Annotated in this window: 14 protein-coding genes; 3 read left to right on the top strand and 11 right to left on the bottom strand. The window is 58.6% G+C overall.

The window, feature by feature from the left end; translation table 11 throughout:
• Positions 1–36 precede the first annotated feature (36 nt).
• The 4 genes from RBT76_13095 to RBT76_13080 form a co-directional block, all read right to left on the bottom strand.
• Positions 37–843, bottom strand: a complete 807-nt coding sequence (locus RBT76_13095) for a GIY-YIG nuclease family protein (GenBank protein ID MDX9858722.1) — start codon at positions 841–843, stop codon at positions 37–39.
• A 46-nt stretch (positions 844–889) separates the two neighbouring features.
• The gene (locus RBT76_13090; protein ID MDX9858721.1) at positions 890–1,645 is read right to left on the bottom strand and encodes an arylamine N-acetyltransferase; all 756 of its coding nucleotides are present in this window, start codon (positions 1,643–1,645) and stop codon (positions 890–892) included.
• A 151-nt stretch (positions 1,646–1,796) separates the two neighbouring features.
• A complete protein-coding gene (locus RBT76_13085) occupies positions 1,797–2,438 on the bottom strand; it encodes a hypothetical protein (protein ID MDX9858720.1) in 642 nt (213 codons plus the stop codon).
• 60 nt (positions 2,439–2,498) lie between these two features.
• Entirely contained in the window at positions 2,499–4,706 is a 2,208-nt protein-coding gene (locus tag RBT76_13080) for a UvrD-helicase domain-containing protein (protein MDX9858719.1), read from the bottom strand.
• Positions 4,707–5,149: 443 nt separating this feature from the next.
• Between RBT76_13080 and RBT76_13075 the strand changes: the two genes are divergently transcribed.
• On the top strand, positions 5,150–5,737 hold the full coding sequence (locus RBT76_13075; protein ID MDX9858718.1) for a DUF899 family protein: 588 nt from the start codon (positions 5,150–5,152) through the stop codon (positions 5,735–5,737).
• Positions 5,738–6,094: 357 nt separating this feature from the next.
• On the opposite strand, the gene RBT76_13070 is transcribed toward RBT76_13075, so the two are convergent.
• The 4 genes from RBT76_13070 to RBT76_13055 all read right to left on the bottom strand — a co-directional run bounded on the left by RBT76_13070 (position 6,095) and on the right by RBT76_13055 (position 10,730).
• Positions 6,095–6,985 (bottom strand): radical SAM protein, encoded by an 891-nt coding sequence (locus RBT76_13070; protein MDX9858717.1) that lies wholly within the window; start codon positions 6,983–6,985, stop codon positions 6,095–6,097.
• Between the two features lie 96 nt (positions 6,986–7,081).
• Positions 7,082–7,870, bottom strand: a complete 789-nt coding sequence (locus RBT76_13065; protein MDX9858716.1) for a PhzF family phenazine biosynthesis protein — start codon at positions 7,868–7,870, stop codon at positions 7,082–7,084.
• Positions 7,871–7,954: 84 nt separating this feature from the next.
• On the bottom strand, positions 7,955–10,291 hold the full coding sequence (locus tag RBT76_13060) for a DUF5916 domain-containing protein (GenBank protein ID MDX9858715.1): 2,337 nt from the start codon (positions 10,289–10,291) through the stop codon (positions 7,955–7,957).
• 103 nt (positions 10,292–10,394) lie between these two features.
• A complete protein-coding gene (locus tag RBT76_13055; GenBank protein MDX9858714.1) occupies positions 10,395–10,730 on the bottom strand; it encodes an STAS domain-containing protein in 336 nt (111 codons plus the stop codon).
• Between the two features lie 242 nt (positions 10,731–10,972).
• Here RBT76_13055 and RBT76_13050 point away from each other — a divergent pair, with 242 nt between their 5' ends.
• A complete protein-coding gene (locus RBT76_13050; protein MDX9858713.1) occupies positions 10,973–11,869 on the top strand; it encodes a sulfite exporter TauE/SafE family protein in 897 nt (298 codons plus the stop codon).
• A complete protein-coding gene (locus RBT76_13045) occupies positions 11,866–12,477 on the top strand; it encodes an HAD family phosphatase (GenBank protein MDX9858712.1) in 612 nt (203 codons plus the stop codon). The genes RBT76_13050 and RBT76_13045 overlap by 4 nt, the downstream gene beginning before the upstream one ends.
• A 328-nt stretch (positions 12,478–12,805) precedes the next feature.
• On the opposite strand, the gene clpX is transcribed toward RBT76_13045, so the two are convergent.
• Genes clpX through tig form a run of 3 tightly spaced genes read right to left on the bottom strand, consistent with a single transcriptional unit; the run spans position 12,806 to position 16,064 of the window.
• The gene (clpX, locus tag RBT76_13040) at positions 12,806–14,086 is read right to left on the bottom strand and encodes an ATP-dependent Clp protease ATP-binding subunit ClpX (protein ID MDX9858711.1); all 1,281 of its coding nucleotides are present in this window, start codon (positions 14,084–14,086) and stop codon (positions 12,806–12,808) included.
• 45 nt (positions 14,087–14,131) lie between these two features.
• Complete coding sequence (gene clpP, locus RBT76_13035; GenBank protein ID MDX9858710.1) at positions 14,132–14,755, bottom strand: ATP-dependent Clp endopeptidase proteolytic subunit ClpP; 624 nt, start codon at positions 14,753–14,755, stop codon at positions 14,132–14,134.
• A gap of 52 nt (positions 14,756–14,807) precedes the next feature.
• Entirely contained in the window at positions 14,808–16,064 is a 1,257-nt protein-coding gene (gene tig / locus RBT76_13030; GenBank protein MDX9858709.1) for a trigger factor, read from the bottom strand.
• Positions 16,065–16,661 lie beyond the last annotated feature (597 nt).

Raw genomic sequence — 16,661 nt, 5'->3', positions numbered from 1 at the left:
GCCAAACGAACGTTGTAACTCTCATTAGAGTTCAGGTCAATTACTATTCAAACCGTGGGTCCTTGTCAGAAGAACCTCTTTCCAGTGGTTCTCCCGATCATTCACTTTGTCAAGCGGTGTCTGTGGATCAGCTATCTCGAGTACCGCATACTGGAAATTGTCTGCGTAAGCCTCACCCTCATTTTCCAGCAGCGATACTAGTTCAAGGTTTCCCCCATGACCGGTCGCCGCATACTCGGACCACCTTTGCCAGATACCGCCGATACCGCACGCGCTACCAACATAGCCCTTGCCTGTCTCTTTGTCCACTATCAGGTATATCCCATTGATGCTGGAAAGGGCCGACTTCCAAGCGGGCTCGCTTCGGGATACAATGAGTTTCAACTGGTCGTAAGAAAGTTTTACCGAATTGTAACCGGGGAAGTCATCCACAAGATACGAGTCCTCAAGTATCTGCGTTACCTCCAGCATGTGGCCGAAACGGCTACCGTGGATGTACGACGATCGGAAAGTCCTCTTAAACTTGACAATAACCCTGCCAATCAAGTCTTCCTGGTCTGGCAGAAGTTCGGTCGAATACAGCCATCGCGTATTCGTCCCCGGCACCACACCCAGTACACGGAATGCTCCAGCGTATAGCCACCTGTCACCCCCCATCTGGATCAAGCCAAGAACGATGTCGCAGTTAAAATTCCGATTCTGCTGCTCCTCCTGCCATCTCTGGAAATCACCTTTTCGAAAGGCCTCCATTGGATCGCTTTTAGGTCTATACGTCGCCAGATGTATCTTGTAGCTATCGAGCGGCACTCGTCGCACTGTCAGAATCTCAGTCAGCTTGATCACAACAGCACTCCTCTCCCATTGAAACAACGAATCGAATTCTTCCGACTTAGAAGCGTATCCCGAACCGCTCCGCCAGAGTACGCTCATACTCCTCGTGTGACGAAACCGGCGTCTCCATCCTCACGCCGCTCTCGGTCTCGATCACCTTGCTGTCCGTCAGCGTGAAACGGCCCGTCGGCGTCGCGATCGTTATCATGTTCCGCTGCGTGAAGTGTGAGTCGGGCGATGTTTGATGGTACGTGCACATGGCCGCAAACTCGGCAATTTCCCGCGGCTGGTCCGTAAACCGAAACTGCGGCTTCCAGCCGTCATCGACCCGCCGTTCGAGTACATAACATCCCGAATCCGCTTCTCTTGGCCGCACCCGGTACCGGCCCGAGATATCCTCGACCTCGCCGTTCGGCAGACGGATCGGATGCCGCGCGGAGTCGCCGAATCCGACATCGACCAGATACCGCTCCGTTCCCATCGTTACGATCAACGCCATGTGGTCGAATTCCGGCCCTGCGTCTCCCGAATCGCTGAATACACGCGCCGATACGAGATCGACCGCATAGCCCAGCGCCCGAAGCAACTCACAAAACAGCCCGTTGAGCTCGTAACAGAATCCGCCGCGCCGCCTGACGACTACCTTGTCGAAAAGAGCCCCCGTCTCCAACTCAATCGGCACCGCGCGGCGGATATCGAGATTCTCGAACGGCACCGTGAGCACGTGCTGCTCCTGCAGCCGTGCCAGTCCCGCGAGCGTTGCGGGCTGCAGCGCCTCGATCCCGATTCTCCGAAGGTACCTGAGTGTGTTCATGACTGGTCCTGTACTGTAATCTTACCATACGCGGCTTAAGAGTGCAACCGGTCAAGCTGGGCCTGATGAAGCCTGACTTGGAGTCGCCAACCATCGACGGGCTCAGGGTGACGGATCATTGCGGCCGTGCCTTAGGTGACAAGGTAGCCACTCAACGACTCACGGGATCAGCCACTGCAATTGTCAGCGAACGAAGCGTGCCGTAAGTCGCATCACTTGGACGGGAAAAGTCCATCCACTCAACAACATATCTGCCACGCAACTTGAGGAGCTTCTCGCGCCCTTTCATCGTACCATCCGAGGCATTTGGGCCCCAGCCAAGTTCTCCTTCCAGGATTCGTGCGTCGTGAACCCTGAATTTGGCATCTACGGTATCAGTCTTTCCGGGGCCGGTCCAATAGGAGCTGTCATTAGTAAGCAGGATCGCATAACCAACGGATGCGACGTGTCCGCCAACTACATGCTCCAGCCGCTGAATGTCTCTTATGAAATCGTACCTGCCGGTATCCTGAGCACTCTGATTCTTCAGTCGATACCTTTCGCCATCTCTGTCGACCGTCAAGTCGCGAGTTTTGTACTTAAGCTCCACAGCCGCGATTTCATCCCGATACCGTATGCAGATGTCGACGTGAATTGACCGACTCCCCACTTGAATCGGCAACTCCAGGCGGACAGAGGCATCAGGGAACATCCGGTGAACTTCCCAAGCAAATGCATGTTGGAAGTCAGCTTCTGAATGGAAAATTGGTCTCTTCCCTGCCAGGCTGGTCAGGACCGCGGGAATTTCTTTCATGGTACTGCGCGTTCTTTTGTAAGATTGCATCAAGGGCAGCAGTCGCCCGCCTACAAACGGTTACCCGATCACCTTCAGTCTCGCGTACTTCGCCATGATCTTCTTCATACCGATACCCGAAAACATGATCTCGAGCCTGACGGACTCGCCGTACCCGTCGACCTTCATGATCCGTCCCCGCCCGAACGTGGGGTGCATCACGATCCGCCCGGCCTTGAATCCGTGCTCGTCTTCGTATTCGTACTGAAGTTCCCCCGGCTCCGCGGACGACCGGGCGGAACGCTTGGGGAGAAACGACGGCACAGTGGCCGCCGAACCGGTTTGCGCATACACATGCCGCGAGCGGTAGTCGCGCACGTCCATCAATTCCGTCGGTATCTCCTTGATAAACCGCGACGGGATCGACTCTACCTCGCCGAACCGAAACCGCGTGGTCGCCGACGACAAACACAGCTTCTTTTTCGCCCGAGTGGCGCCGACATAAAACAACCGGCGCTCCTCCTCCAGCTCCATCGGCTCCATCACCGTCCGCTGCAGCGGGAATAACCCCTCTTCCAGCCCGACCAGGTAAACCGTGTCAAACTCCAGTCCCTTGGCGGCGTGCAGCGTCATCAGGGTGAGCTTGTTCTCGATCTCCCGGTACGCATCGATATCGGTAAACAGCGAAATTTCCGCAAGATAGTTTGCCAGCGTGTTTTCGCCGTTGTGACGGGCGTACTCCGACGCCCCCTCGATGAACGCTTCGATATTGTCCACCCGCCCCTGGCCTGCAACCGGATCCTCGGCCAGCAGTTCTCCGATCAGATTGAGATCGGTCACCAGGTCCTGAATCAGAAGATCGACCGGCCGGTGGTCCAGGTCCGTGCGGAATTTCTCTATCAACGTCGTAAACGGCGCGATTCGCTTTGCTTTCCCCGACAGCTCCGGCCGCCGGTCGGCCCCGAGCGCAATCTCGTACTGCGGTACGCTCTCCCGCGCCGCAAGTATCGCGATTGCCTGCAGTGTTTTGTCCCCGATACCGCGTTTCGGGTAGTTGATCACGCGGGCGAATGAGATATCGTCCTTGATGTTGACGATCAGCTTCAGGTACGCCAGAAGGTCCTTGATCTCTTTGCGCTGGTAAAAGCCCACGCCGCCGACAATCTGGTACGGCAGCCCCCGCCGTCGCAACTGCTCCTCGAACGGCCTCGACTGCGCGTTCGTGCGATACAGGATGACCGTGTCTTTCAGCAGTACGTCGTGCTGCTTGTTGTCGATCTGCTCGACAATACGCGTCGCTTCCTCGTCGGCGTTGTCCACGAGGTACAATTCGAGGTTCTCGCCCTCCCCGACATCGGTCCACAGCGTCTTTCCCTTGCGCATGTCGTTGTTGGCGATCACCGATGACGCGGCGCGGAGAATGCGACTGGTCGAACGGTAGTTCTGTTCCAGCTTGATAGTCTTCGCGCCGGGAAAATCCTTCTCGAAATTGAGAATGTTGCTGATGTCCGCGCCGCGCCACCCGTAAATGGACTGATCCTCGTCACCCACGACGCAGATGTTTTTCTCCGCACCGACCAGCTCTTTCAGCAGCAGGTACTGCACGTGGTTGGTGTCCTGGTATTCGTCGACCAGGATATACCGGAAAAACCGCCGATACTTCTCGCCGAGCCCGGCGCCGTTGCGAAGCAGCACCACGGCGTTGAACAGCAGGTCGTCAAAATCCATCCCGTTGCACGACCGGAGCCGGGCCTGATACAGCTTGTATATCTCCGCCGTACGGGATTCGAAATAGCCTGAAGACTGCTGGGCGAACGTATCCGGACCGATCAGTCGGTTTTTCGCATCGGAAATCTTGCGCATCTGCCCCTTGGGTGGAAACTGACCGTCGGAGAATCCCAGGTCTTTCAGGCAGCTTTTCACCAGCGACAGGGCGTCATCGGCGTCAAATATAGTGAAATTGGTATCGTAACCGATCGCGGCCGCTTCGCGGCGAAGCAGGCGCGCACAAAACGAGTGGAATGTGGAGACGTTCATATCGACGACCGACCCGCCAACCAGCTCGGCGACCCGTTCCTTCATCTCGCCCGCCGCTTTGTTGGTGAACGTCACCGCAAGCAGTTGGTACGGCGTCGCTTTCCGCGACACCAGCAGGTATGCCAGGCGGCGCGTCAACACCCGGGTTTTGCCCGAACCGGCCCCGGCGATTACCAGCAACGGACCGTCGGTCGTCTCCACCGCCTCGCGCTGGGCCGGGTTCAAATCCTTGAGCAGCCAATCCGAAGTCATTCAGCGAATATAGGCGCGCACACCGCCGATGCAACCGGATTGTGGCGGACACGGCGCCGACATCCGCCCGCCCCGGCAAGATGTGATATTCGTGCGTGCCGTTCGTACTCTTGCACCACGCTGCCGGGCGAAACAGAACGCAGGCGAGCCAGCAGCCGGGCAGACCGTCGAACTTCCCGTGCGTGGTGTACGTCCTCGTGCACCACGCTGCCGGGCGAAACCGGACGCAGGCGAACCAGCAGCCGGGCCGACCGTCGAACTTCCCGTGCGTGGTGTACGTCCTCGTGCACCACGCTGCCGGGCGAAACCGGACGCCGGGGAGTCCGGGGCCGAAAGGTGAGAGAAGAACAATACCTGACTGCCCCGGCGTGCCAAATGTTGCTTTCGACCGTATAATATCATAAGTATCACGATCGCACACTATCCCGGACAAGGAGCTCCCTATGACACCCGCCGCTTCCAAAGCCGCGCTCGCATCGCAGCTGCAAAAGGCCGAAAAAGACCTCGAGAAGATGAAAAACAAAGTCCTCAAGCTCCGCCGCAAAATCTCCGGCGAGCAAGTCGAGGACCACCCCCTTCGCGACAAGGGCGGCGAAACCGTCAGGCTCTCCAGCCTGTTCGGCAACAACGATGATCTCATCGTCGTCCACAACATGGGAAAGCACTGCCGATGGTGTACGCTGTGGGCCGACGGCCTCAACGGGCTGTACGACCATCTTGCCAGCCGAGCGTCGTTTGTGGTCGTGTCCAACGACCCGCACGACGTCATGAAAAAATTCGCCGAGGGACGCAACTGGCGGTTCAAGATTCTCTCCGGAGCCGGCAGCCCGTTTTCGAAAGCCATGGGATATATGCACGATGACGGCAGCCCGCAGCCGGGCGTGTCGACATTCCATCGCGATAAGGATGGGACGATCAGACGCGTCGCTCACACCTGGTTTGGTCCCGGCGATGACTTCTGCGCCGTCTGGCCGATCTTTGACATGCTCCAGGACGGCGTCAACGGCTGGGAACCGCAATACCAGTACTAGATGCTCTCCCTACTCGTGCGTGGTGTACGTCCCCGTGCACCACGCTACTGGGCCAAACCGGACGCCGGCGAATCAGCAGCTCAGCCGCCCGTCGGACTATTCGTGCGTGGTGTACGTCCGCGTGCACCACGCTACCGGGCGAATCAGGACGCCGGCGAATCAGCAGCTCAGCCGCCCGTCGAACTTCCCGTGCGTGGTGTACGTCCGCGTGCACCACGCTGCCGGGCGAATCAGGCCGCCGGCGAATCAGCAGCACAGCCGCCCGTCGAACTACTCGTGCGTGGTGTACGTCCCCGTGCACCACGCTGCCGGGCGAAACCGGACGCCGGAGAATCAGCAGCACAGCCGCCCGTCGGACTACTCCCCATACACCTGCCCCGGCGTGAGATACTGCGGAAAGCGAGGGCGAAGCTTCTTGCGCACGTCGTAGCAGAAGTGGCACTCGTCAACATACGAATCGTCGTGCTCCACGCCGTACGCTCGCGCCAGTTCCAGCGGTCCACCCTTCAGAAGCGGGCCGACAATCGGATGCTCGTGCGGGCGATACTGCCGAAACAGCGTCGACAGCCCGATCGTCCACATGTTGCCGATCGAGACCCCCTGGCACACCATCACGTTACCGAAACAGTCCACATGAACGCGCTTCGGGTCTGCGAGTTCCTCTCGGTCACACCGTGTAAACTCCCGACAGGGCCGACGCGGCAACCCGGCCGTCAGCTTCTCCGCAGACCGCCCGCGAAAACGCACGCCGCCTCCTACGATCGGTTCGCCTTTGCCGACCGTAGCGGCTGACCGCACGCTCGGCGGTCCGATACAGATGCTTTCAACCGGCAACCCCAGCTTGCGAGCCGCCGCAATCGCCATCTGCGCCGGCCGGTAGTCATCCGATGCATGGTAGTCATCATCACTGATACTCAGATCGTCAATCCCCATCTCGACCAGCGGCCCCAGCCACAGCTCGGCGTCTTCGACCGACGTTCCCCAGTAGCCGTTCGTGACAATACCGACTGTCAACCCCTGTTCGCGCGCGGCCCGTATACCTTCGATCATCAGCGGATAAAACAAAAACGGCTCCCCGCCCTCGAAATACACGCCCGTGATACCACCGACCAAATCGATTTCGCGCCACAGACGCTGCAGCTGATGCTGCGTAAACGTGCCTGTCGCCCTCGGCGAACAGTGCAGAAAACAGTGATCGCACTCGTTCGTGCAGGCATACGTCAGCAGAATATGAATTCCGTTCAGCATAGATCGTTCTCGGTCGCCGTCATCTATCGAGAGCGCCATCTAAGGATGTACGTGTCTGTCGGTCGTGAAACGACCGCTGCGACGCACGTACTTCGTTCAAACCAGCAGTTCACCGCGCATCACGATTACGGCCTTGCCCGCAAGGTGCACCCGGTCTCCGGCAACCGTCACCCGCAGGGTGCCGCCGCGACGCGACGCCTGGTACGCCAGCATGGTATCCTTGTTCAGCCGTTGACTCCAGTACGGCGCCAGAATGCAATGAGCCGATCCGGTCACCGGGTCTTCGGCAATCCCTACCCCCGGAGCAAAAAACCGCGACACAAAATCAAATTCCCCCGCGCTGCGGGACGTCACCATCACGCCGCGCACTCTCGTCTTTGTAAGTAGATTGAAATCCGGCGTGCAGGTTCGCACTTCGGTCTCCGTACCCACTTCGATCAGGTAATCAAACCGTGCTTTTCCAAAGAACACCGGTTTGACCCCGAGCGCAGCAACCACGTCCTCAATCGGATCGACCGGTTCCGTTCGCGCCGCGGGAAAATCGAGCGACACATACTCACCGTCGCGCACCGCATAGAGCGGCCCGCTTTTCGAATGAAACACGATCCGCTGATCCGACCGTGCGTGACCGTCGGAATACAGCACGTGCGCCGACGCCAGCGTGGCGTGTCCGCACAACTCCACCTCAACCACCGGCGTAAACCAGCGGATTCTCCAACCCCCGTCCGCAGGACTCAAAAAGGCGGTCTCGGAGAGGTTCATCTCCGCCGCCACGGCCTGCATCCACTGCTCGTTACCCGGTCCGTCCATCACGCAGACGGCTGCCGGATTGCCCCCAAACGGCTTGTCCGCGAACGCATCTACCTGAATGATTGACTGACCCATACGTGTATGACCTCTCGCGATATGCCCTGTCACAAGATATACGGCGCGAATGCGCGCACCAAGTGAGAAACATCGTTTGCGGAACTACGCGCGGAATAGATACTGGAGCTTCAAAAAGAACCGCTGGGCCGACCGCCGAACTTCCCCGAGCCCCGTATATTCATAATCCGTGTAGTCGTGCGATGACCCTATGTAGAAGATGGTGAAGGGGTTGACTTCATACGTCAACAGCGGCTCAACCAGCAGCTGACGCGTGCTCTCATCAGGACGGTACTCGTTTTTTTCATCGAAATACTCCACGATCAGCCGCAAGTTGAGCGGACGGGAAAACTGGTAGTTGAACCGCGTCCGCCAGACCCAGGTCGAGGACACCCCCTGTCCCGGCGATACGGCCGGACTGGTGAATATCGAGGTGTCCGTGTCGTGCAAAAGGTCTACGGAGAGATAGCTGATCTCCGGCTCCACCGTCATCCGCCGGCTGAGCTTTATCCGCGACCACATCGACAACTCTTTAGTCTGCCCGAGTACCGGCCGTTCCATGAACCGCACCAGCGAGTGACCTGTCGTAAAGCTGAATCCCGCCGATACCGGCTTGGAAAAGTGCGCATCCACGTCGACATGGTATCTGAGAATCCCGGTAATCAGTGTATCGCGAAACTGCTCGCGGCTGAACAGCACGTTCATGGATACCTGCGTCTGACCCTTCAGCCGCATGTACAGCGTCGGCACCACCCACTCGTCCTTGAACCGCTTCTCGAAATCCCACACCCGCGCAACGGTCAGGCTCGGCTCGATCGCGTCGATGACCGGGTGCGCATCGTACTGATAGTACAACCCGGTCCACGCCTCGATCTGACGCGTGTTCACGCGGCTCACGAAACCGTTGTCCGCACGGAACCGAGGCGAGTATTCCTGGTAGTCGACATTGAAATTCCACACCCGCGCGCTGCGCTCCACCGACGCGTAGACCGCGTGCCCCCAAAAACGCTCATCGTCAAACTCGATCGTATGTCGCCCGTTGTCGAACGTCGGCGATTGTTCCTCGGGCGCCGGCCCCAGAAACGGTGTGTCGAGCTCATCGGTATGACTCACCGCCGCCTGAAACTCGACCGAGTAGTTGGTAAGCGCCCGTATGCTCCCGTCCGTGCTGAACACCGTTCCCGATCCGCCGCCGTCGAGCCGACGGTCCGTGACCGTCCCCCCGACATACGAATCTTCGAGCAGGGTCTGCTTCACGCGAAGCACGTTAGAAAACGCCTTGTCCGCCGGCGCCAGCCAGCTCCGTTCGTGGCCCGGCACCAGCACCACCGCGCGCTCATCCTGCGCCGCGACGTAGGCTACCGACGTCCGCCCCAGCCGCCCGTACAACTTGCCCGCCACCTGCGGATCGTTGATTGTCCGCGTGTACACCACATCGATGAAATTGTCGAACAGGTCGCTGCCCTCCTGAAAGAAGGGGCGATGTTCCTCGAAGTAGAGCGCGAACGTGGAATTGACGTCGATCTGCGTGGCATCGGACTCCACCTGGCTGAAATCCGGGTTGATCGATCCCTCCGCGGTCAGATCGGTCGCGAGATTGTACTTGAGATTCAAGCCCGGTTCAGCGTCGGGATCCGCATTTTCGAAATGCTCGCCCCCGTTCCCGTACTCCTCGAGCTGTCCCGACTGGAATCCGACCACCGACGGCAGCACTTCCAGCTTGCCGCCGGGAACGACATTCGAGATCCCGCGAATCGTTCCGAACATACACAGCCAGCATGGATTGTCGCGGTCAAGCGCCGCCCAGGAGTATCGCCGACGACTGTCGCGCGGATGGTTTCGCCAGAAATTTGCCGTCCATTCCTGCTGTGCGCGGTTGGGAAAGCGGAGCGACCGGAATGGAATCGCCACCTCGACTTCGTACCCTTCCTCCGTGATCGCACCCGCCGAGTACCACACGAGGTCGTAGTTCATGTCTTCGTTGCCGCGATTCCAGCGAAGGTCCCCCTGAACGCCATACGGATTCACGAACATCTCGTAGGCCCATGCCTGGTCGCCGTAGGTGTCGAAGATGATGCCGAAATAGTCGTCCTGCCAGATATTGTCCCGTTCAGCCAGCGTCGCCCTGATGGTCGCCGGATCATCATACGCCCTGAACAACAGGTAGAGATTGGCCTCGTCGAACGTGACCAGGACTTCGGATTCAACCGGCGGGCGCACTTGATCGCCGGGATCGTTTTCGGCAAACCCGGCCGCCCGGGCCGCCGTTCGCCACCCCGTGTCATCGGTCTTGCCGTCGATTACAACCTCGCCCACCAGCGGCGAAACTTCCAATACCGGGTTGAACTGGGGCCGAAAGTTGTCCTGCGCCTGAAGGTCCCCCCCGACCACCGCCAGCAGACCGATACCAAGACACACGAGCGTTGACCCGACCACTCGCACCTGAACTCCCATGCTTACGGGTACGGCTTTCGGGTGACGTCGGTTGCACAAAAAAAGACCCTCCCGAACGGGAGGGTCCTGATTCTGATCGCCGCAGATATCGTTACTTGAACGACTTGATAGCCTCTTGCCGACTGTCGTAATGCTCGAATACCGAGATGAGCCGCGTTATGGTCAGGATCGACTCGATCTTATCGATCCGGCACAGCACGAGACGACCACCGGAGTTCTTGACAGTCGTCAACGCCGATATAAGCATCCCAAGACCAACCGAGTTCATCCAGTCGACTTTGCCGAGATCGACGACGATGTTCTTCTTGTTGGAGCTGATATATTCGTGAATCTTCCCGTGAAACAGAGTAGCTTCCTCACCACCCATGATTTTTCCGGAAACATCAAGAACAACCACGCCGTCCTGCATCAGATCTTCAAATTTCATCGATTGGTACCTTCTATCTTGGTTTCGTTTGTCATCGCATAGAATGCCGGAGTCGATTTGTAGAGTTATCGTACTCTGCCGTAAGAGGCTATCGAAAACCGCCGAAAAATACCGCCCGGACCGCAAAAAGCAAGCTGTTTTTGCCAAGCCGCTGCCGTCCGGCCAGTTACCGGAACCCCGGCGATCCCGGCGCCCCTATTCTCCCGTTGCCCGCCCCCGCTTTCCTCCGTACCATATCGCCCATGTTTGAGTTCCCTGTCTCCGGCGTCGAAACGTACTGGTGGCTTCCCTCGCTGGTCGCATTCGCCATCTCTGCCATCACGGCGACCGGCGGCGTTACCGGGGCCTTCATTCTTCTGCCGTTTCAGGTAAGTGCTTTGGGATACACCGGACCGGGAGTTACACCCACCAACATGGCTTTCAACATCATCGCCATTCCGTCCGGTGTGTGGCGCTTTCACCGTGACCAACGGATGGTCTGGTCGCTGGCGATGGCCACCGGTCTCGGCACACTTCCCGGCGTGGCAATCGGCGCCTGGATCAGGATCCGCTATTTGCCGGACCCTGCGGCGTTCAAGTTCTTTGTGGGTTGTGTCCTGCTCTATCTCGGCGCACGGCTGGTGATGGATATCATCCGGAAACGACGCTCCGTAACCGTCAATAACGGCAGCGGACCGGCAACAGTCACCGACGAACATTTCAGCCTGCAGACTATCACCTTTTCGTACGGCGGTGAGTCGTACGCTATGGCAACCAAACCGATCATCTTATTCAGCCTCGTGTTCGGAATTGTCGGCGGCATTTACGGGATCGGCGGCGGTGCTATTCTTTCGCCGTATTTCGTCTCCATCTACCACCTCCCGGTTCATTCCATCGCCGGCGCCATGCTGCTGGGGACATGGATCACATCGGTGGCGGGTGTCGTTATATTCGTCTTCATCTCGCCGCTACTTACCGGCGGCACAATCATTCAGCCGGACTGGCTGCTCGGCCTGTCCTTTGGGCTTGGAGGCGCCTTCGGCGTCTACACCGGCGCATACCTGCAACGCTTTGTCTCACCGAATATCATCAAGGTCATCCTGATAGCCGCGCTGCTGTTCATCTCCGTCAAATACATCCTGGGGTATATCGCACCATGACGACCCGACGCGTCACGCAGACACTCATATTCGACCTCGGCAAGGTCATTTGTCCGTTCGAGGTGCTGATTCCATGCCGCAAGCTGGCTCCGATGTGCGGCATGGAGCCGATGCAGATCAAGCAGAGTGTTTTCTTCGGCGAACCGGAGACCCTGTTCGAGACGGGCAAAATCGACGAACACGAGTTCACGCGTCAGGTCAACCGTGCCCTTGGCCTGTCACTCACCACCGATCAATTACGCGATATCTGGGCGCCGATGTTTGAGCTCGATCATGCCATGATCGCATTGCTCGAAGAGCTCAAGCCGACCACGCAGTTGATCCTGCTGTCGAACACTTCCCCCTGGCATTTCGCCTGGATCGAACAACAGTTCGCTGTCGGGCGCCATTTCGATGAACTCGTGCTGTCTTACGATGTCGGCTACATGAAACCGGCCGAACCGATCTATCGGGCCGCACTTGATGCGTCCCGATTCCGTGATACAGCGGTCTTTATCGATGACTTGCAGGTGAATGTCGAGGCCTCTGTTGCTGCCGGCCTGCCCGCGATTTTGTTCGAAAGCGAACCGAAACTCCGCGAAGACCTCGAGCAACTCGGACGATTATAGCTCGCCAGGCGGCTCCGCCTTCGAACCCGCCGTTGCGCCACGCACGAGCTACCCACAATAACAGGCTTGTTGAAAAAGCCGATGTGAGTGCGGTCAGGCGACCCCGCCCGACTGCACTCGCCAAAACCTCTATTTGTACTCAATGACTTTCGTCGAATGTCGGCCCTGCGCGACGGACTATCACCCGAAGACACGGGTTCACGAGCGGTTGTTCAACAGGCCCTGAATGGTAGGCCACCACCGACGACAACCTCTGCTCCACCTCCCCCCCAAACAAAAAACAGCCCGCCTTTCGGCGGGCTGTTGACTCGTCCATTCGGTGCCAAACTTACCCGGCCTTTTTGTTCTCCGCATGCGTGACCTTCCGGGGCTCCGCATTTTTCGCAATCACCTCCTCGGTGACCACGACTTCGGCCAGTTCCGGATGCGACGGTATGTCGTACATCACATCCAACATCGCTTTCTCGAAAATCGACCGCAGCGCCCGCGCGCCGGTCTTGCGCTCCAGCGCGATCTTCACCGCCGCCTTCAGCGCGCCCGGCTCGAACGTCAGCTTCACGCCCTCCATCTCGAGCAGTTTCGCGTACTGCCGCGTGAGGGCGTTTTTCGGCTCGGTCAAAATCGACAACAGCGCCGCCTCGTCCAGCGGACCGAGCGCCGCCGTCACCGGAATGCGCCCGACCATCTCCGGAATCAACCCGTACTCGATCAGATCCGCCGGCGTTACGTTCTTGAATATCTCCTCGGAATCCAGCGCGATCCGCTGCGATTTCGCCTCGAACCCGACCACCTTGTTCCCCAAACGACGCGCCACGATCTTCTCGAGACCGTCAAACGCCCCGCCGCAGATGAACAGGATGTTGGTCGTGTCGATCTGCACGAATGCCTGCTCCGGATGTTTCCGCCCGCCTTTCGGCGGAATATTGGCGATCGTGCCTTCGAGAATCTTCAAAAGCCCCTGCTGCACGCCCTCGCCCGAAACGTCGCGCGTGATCGACGGGTTGCCGTCCTTGCGCGCGATCTTGTCGATTTCGTCGATATAGATTATCCCGCGCTCGGTCTTCTGCGGATTGAAGTCCGAGGCCTGGAACAGCCGCACGAGTATGTTCTCCACATCCTCGCCCACATACCCCGCCTCGGTCAGCACGGTCGCGTCGGCGATCGTGAACGGCACCTTCAGAAACTTCGCCAGCGACCGCGCGATCAACGTCTTGCCCGTCCCGGTCGGACCGAGCAGCAAAATGTTCGACTTCTCCAGCTCGACATCGTTCGAACTGTTTTTGCCGTTGCCCTCGGCCAGCCGGCGCGCATAGGAGTTGATCCGCTTGTAATGGTTGTAGACCGCCACCGACACCGTCTTCTTGGCGGTCTCCTGCCCGATCACGTACTGGTCGAGAAAATTCTTGATATCCGCCGGCCGTGGAAGATTGGTAATCTCCTCGGCCGCATCGCCGTCCGGCGCCGCCGTCAGCAAATCCGAACACAGAGACACGCACTCGTTGCAGATGTACGAGTTGTGCCCCGAAAACAGCCGCTTGACCTGCGTGTACGGCTTGCCGCAGAACGAACAGCGATGCGTCAGTTCCGGCGGGCCTGTTTCGTGTGCCATAAGAATCCTATCCTTACGAGACGGTCGCGTCCGATCCTCGCGCGACTACTCTTTCGTCTTCTTGGTTGACGGGAACTCGTACACCTTGTCGATTATCCCGTACTCCTTCGCATCGTTCGCCGACATGAAATAATTCCGGTCGGTATCCTTCTCGATCCGCTCCATCGGCTGCCCGGTGTGATGCACCAGAAGCTCGTTGAGCCGCTTCTTCGTCCGCGTGAACTCCTCGGTCATGATGACGATATCCGAGATCTGCCCCTGCGTGCCCGCCAGCGGCTGGTGGATCATGATCCGGCTGTTCGGCAGCGCCGACCGCTTCCCCTGCGTTCCGCACGCCAGCAGAAACGCGCCCATCGAGGCCGCCAGCCCCATGCAGATCGTCGCTACGTCCGGCTTGATGAACTGGATCGTATCGTACATCGCCAGCCCGGCCGACACCGACCCGCCCGGCGAATTGATATACAACGAAATATCCTTGTCCGGATCCTCCGCCGCCAGAAACAACAACTGCGCGATCACCAGATTCGCAACGTTGTCGTCGATCGGCGTCCCTATGAATATGATCCGGTCTTTGAGCAGTCGGGAATAGATGTCGTACGCGCGCTCGCCCCGACCGGTCTGCTCGACCACCATCGGGATCAGATAGCTGGTGATGTGTTTGTCGTCCATAACTCCCTTCTTATGTGCAAGAACCATCCTTTGTTATTCAACTGCCGGCGGCCTACGCGGTTTCCACCACCCGGGCTTTTTCAAACAGAAAATCCAGTACCTTCTGTTCCAGAAGCGAGTCCCGGATAGTGTTCGCCCGCCCCGATTTCGACAGCGCCTGTTTGGCCTGCTCCGGGGTCACATTGTTGGCTTTCGCAAACCCGTTAATCCAGTTTTCGGTATCCGCCGGGGAAACTTCAATCTTTTCTTGCTCCGCCAGCTTGTGGTACAACAGGTTCCACCGAATCGAATTTATCGCGTTCTCCCGGTAGTTCTTCCGAATCTCCTCTTCCTTCGCCCCCGGGAACTGCTGCTGGTAATCCTTCACCATCGCGTCGAGATATTCCTCCGTCAGGCTTTCCGGGATCGGGATCGGATTTTTCTCGCACATCTGGTGGATTATTTCCCCCCGCTGGTGGTTTCTCGCGACATCCTTGCGCTCCGCCTCGAGTTCTTTGCGGATGTTCATCCGAAGTTCCAGCGCCGTCTCGGCCTGGCCGGTCCGCTTCGCGAGTATATCGTTGAATTCCGGCAGCAGCCGTTCCTGCACCTTCTTCACGGTCGCCTTGTACGTGATCGTCGCCCCCGCCATCCGCTCGTCGCCGTAATCGTCGGCATAGGTGACTTTCACGTCTTTCGACTCGCCCGCCTTCAGCCCCGGCAGTTCCTTTTTGAACTCCGCGATCGTCGTCGGCTTGGCTAAATCGATCTCGACATCCTCATACGTGTCTTTCGGCATGATCCCGCGCGGATCGTCCACCTTCGACAAATCCAGCATCGCCACGTCGTTTTCACCGAGCGGGCGGTTCACCTCGCGAACTTCCGAGTAGCGCTGGCGGTAGAATCCGACTATCTCGTCGACATCGGCGTCCGGCACCTCGAGTTTTGACTTCGTCACCGACAGCCCGTCGTACGTTATCGCGCCCAGTTCCGGGAACACTTCCACTTCGGCGCTGAACACCAGATCGCCCGCCTCGGTGAAATCGAGCTTGGTCAGGGTGGGCGGCCCGGCGATTTTCAGGTCCTTTTCCTTGACCGCGTCGGAGAGGGTGGCTTTGATCAACTCGTCGGCCACTTCGGCGCGCGCCTCGTCGCCGTACAAAGACTTGATCATGGTCAGCGGCGCTTTGCCTTTGCGGAAGCCTTTGATCGTGGATTGCCTGCGGAAATCATTCAGTTTGCGGCTGATTTCGGATTCGACCCGTTCGGCCGGCACCTCGATATTGAGTTCCCGCTTGAGATCGTTTTTGTTGGTCAGTTCTACTTTCACGCGACTCACTTCACTGCTTATCGTTGCTGCGTTTCATTTCCAAATACGTGCGTGGTGTACGTCCCCGTGCACCACGTACCCTGTCGTTTGTGGCCCACCTAAAGTGAGTCCGCCTCCGACGAACGGCAGGTGGGACCCGCCCGACAATACTACCGTGCGTGGTGTACGTCCCCGTGCACCACGTACCCTAACGCACGCCTTGTAGGGTGGGCCCGTCCTCGAACCCGCCAGTCCTCGTAGGGCGGGTCTGTCCTCGAACCCGCCAGTACTCGTAGGGCGGGTCCGTCCTCGAACCCGCCAGTACTCGTAGGGCGGGTCCGTCCTCGAACCCGCCAGAGTGGGACAGAACGAAGTTCTGTCATTCCCTCGAAAGCCGTAAGGTCCGCCGTGGCGGACGGGAATCCATCTTCAATTACGGTGCCTGTGCGTGGTGTACGTCCCCGTGCACCACGCACCCTAACGCACGCCTTGTAGGGCGGGTCCGTCTTCGATGTACGGTGTCAAGACATGTGTTACATATTGTGTCAGGACATTGGTTACAGTTTCTGTTTCTGCACCGGTTGGAGGAGTGTCACCGATGCTCCCGTTGTGAGATCG

Source organism: Candidatus Zixiibacteriota bacterium, from assembly GCA_034003725.1.
Classification (GTDB): Bacteria; Zixibacteria; MSB-5A5; order GN15; family FEB-12; genus WJMS01.
This window is presented reverse-complemented; position numbering and strand designations above follow the sequence as displayed.

Bases quoted from the DNA above. Each gene is read 5' to 3' on its own strand.
- RBT76_13090 (MDX9858721.1), bottom strand. From the start codon at position 1,645: ATGAACACACTCAGGTACCTTCGGAGAATCGGGATCGAGGCGCTGCAG.
- RBT76_13045 (MDX9858712.1), top strand. From the start codon at position 11,866: ATGACGACCCGACGCGTCACGCAGACACTCATATTCGACCTCGGCAAG.
- clpP (MDX9858710.1), bottom strand. From the start codon at position 14,755: ATGGACGACAAACACATCACCAGCTATCTGATCCCGATGGTGGTCGAG.
- RBT76_13050 (MDX9858713.1), top strand. From the start codon at position 10,973: ATGTTTGAGTTCCCTGTCTCCGGCGTCGAAACGTACTGGTGGCTTCCC.
- RBT76_13075 (MDX9858718.1), top strand. From the start codon at position 5,150: ATGACACCCGCCGCTTCCAAAGCCGCGCTCGCATCGCAGCTGCAAAAG.
- RBT76_13070 (MDX9858717.1), bottom strand. From the start codon at position 6,985: ATGCTGAACGGAATTCATATTCTGCTGACGTATGCCTGCACGAACGAG.
- RBT76_13085 (MDX9858720.1), bottom strand. From the start codon at position 2,438: ATGAAAGAAATTCCCGCGGTCCTGACCAGCCTGGCAGGGAAGAGACCA.
- RBT76_13065 (MDX9858716.1), bottom strand. From the start codon at position 7,870: ATGGGTCAGTCAATCATTCAGGTAGATGCGTTCGCGGACAAGCCGTTT.
- RBT76_13080 (MDX9858719.1), bottom strand. From the start codon at position 4,706: ATGACTTCGGATTGGCTGCTCAAGGATTTGAACCCGGCCCAGCGCGAG.
- RBT76_13055 (MDX9858714.1), bottom strand. From the start codon at position 10,730: ATGAAATTTGAAGATCTGATGCAGGACGGCGTGGTTGTTCTTGATGTT.
- clpX (MDX9858711.1), bottom strand. From the start codon at position 14,086: ATGGCACACGAAACAGGCCCGCCGGAACTGACGCATCGCTGTTCGTTC.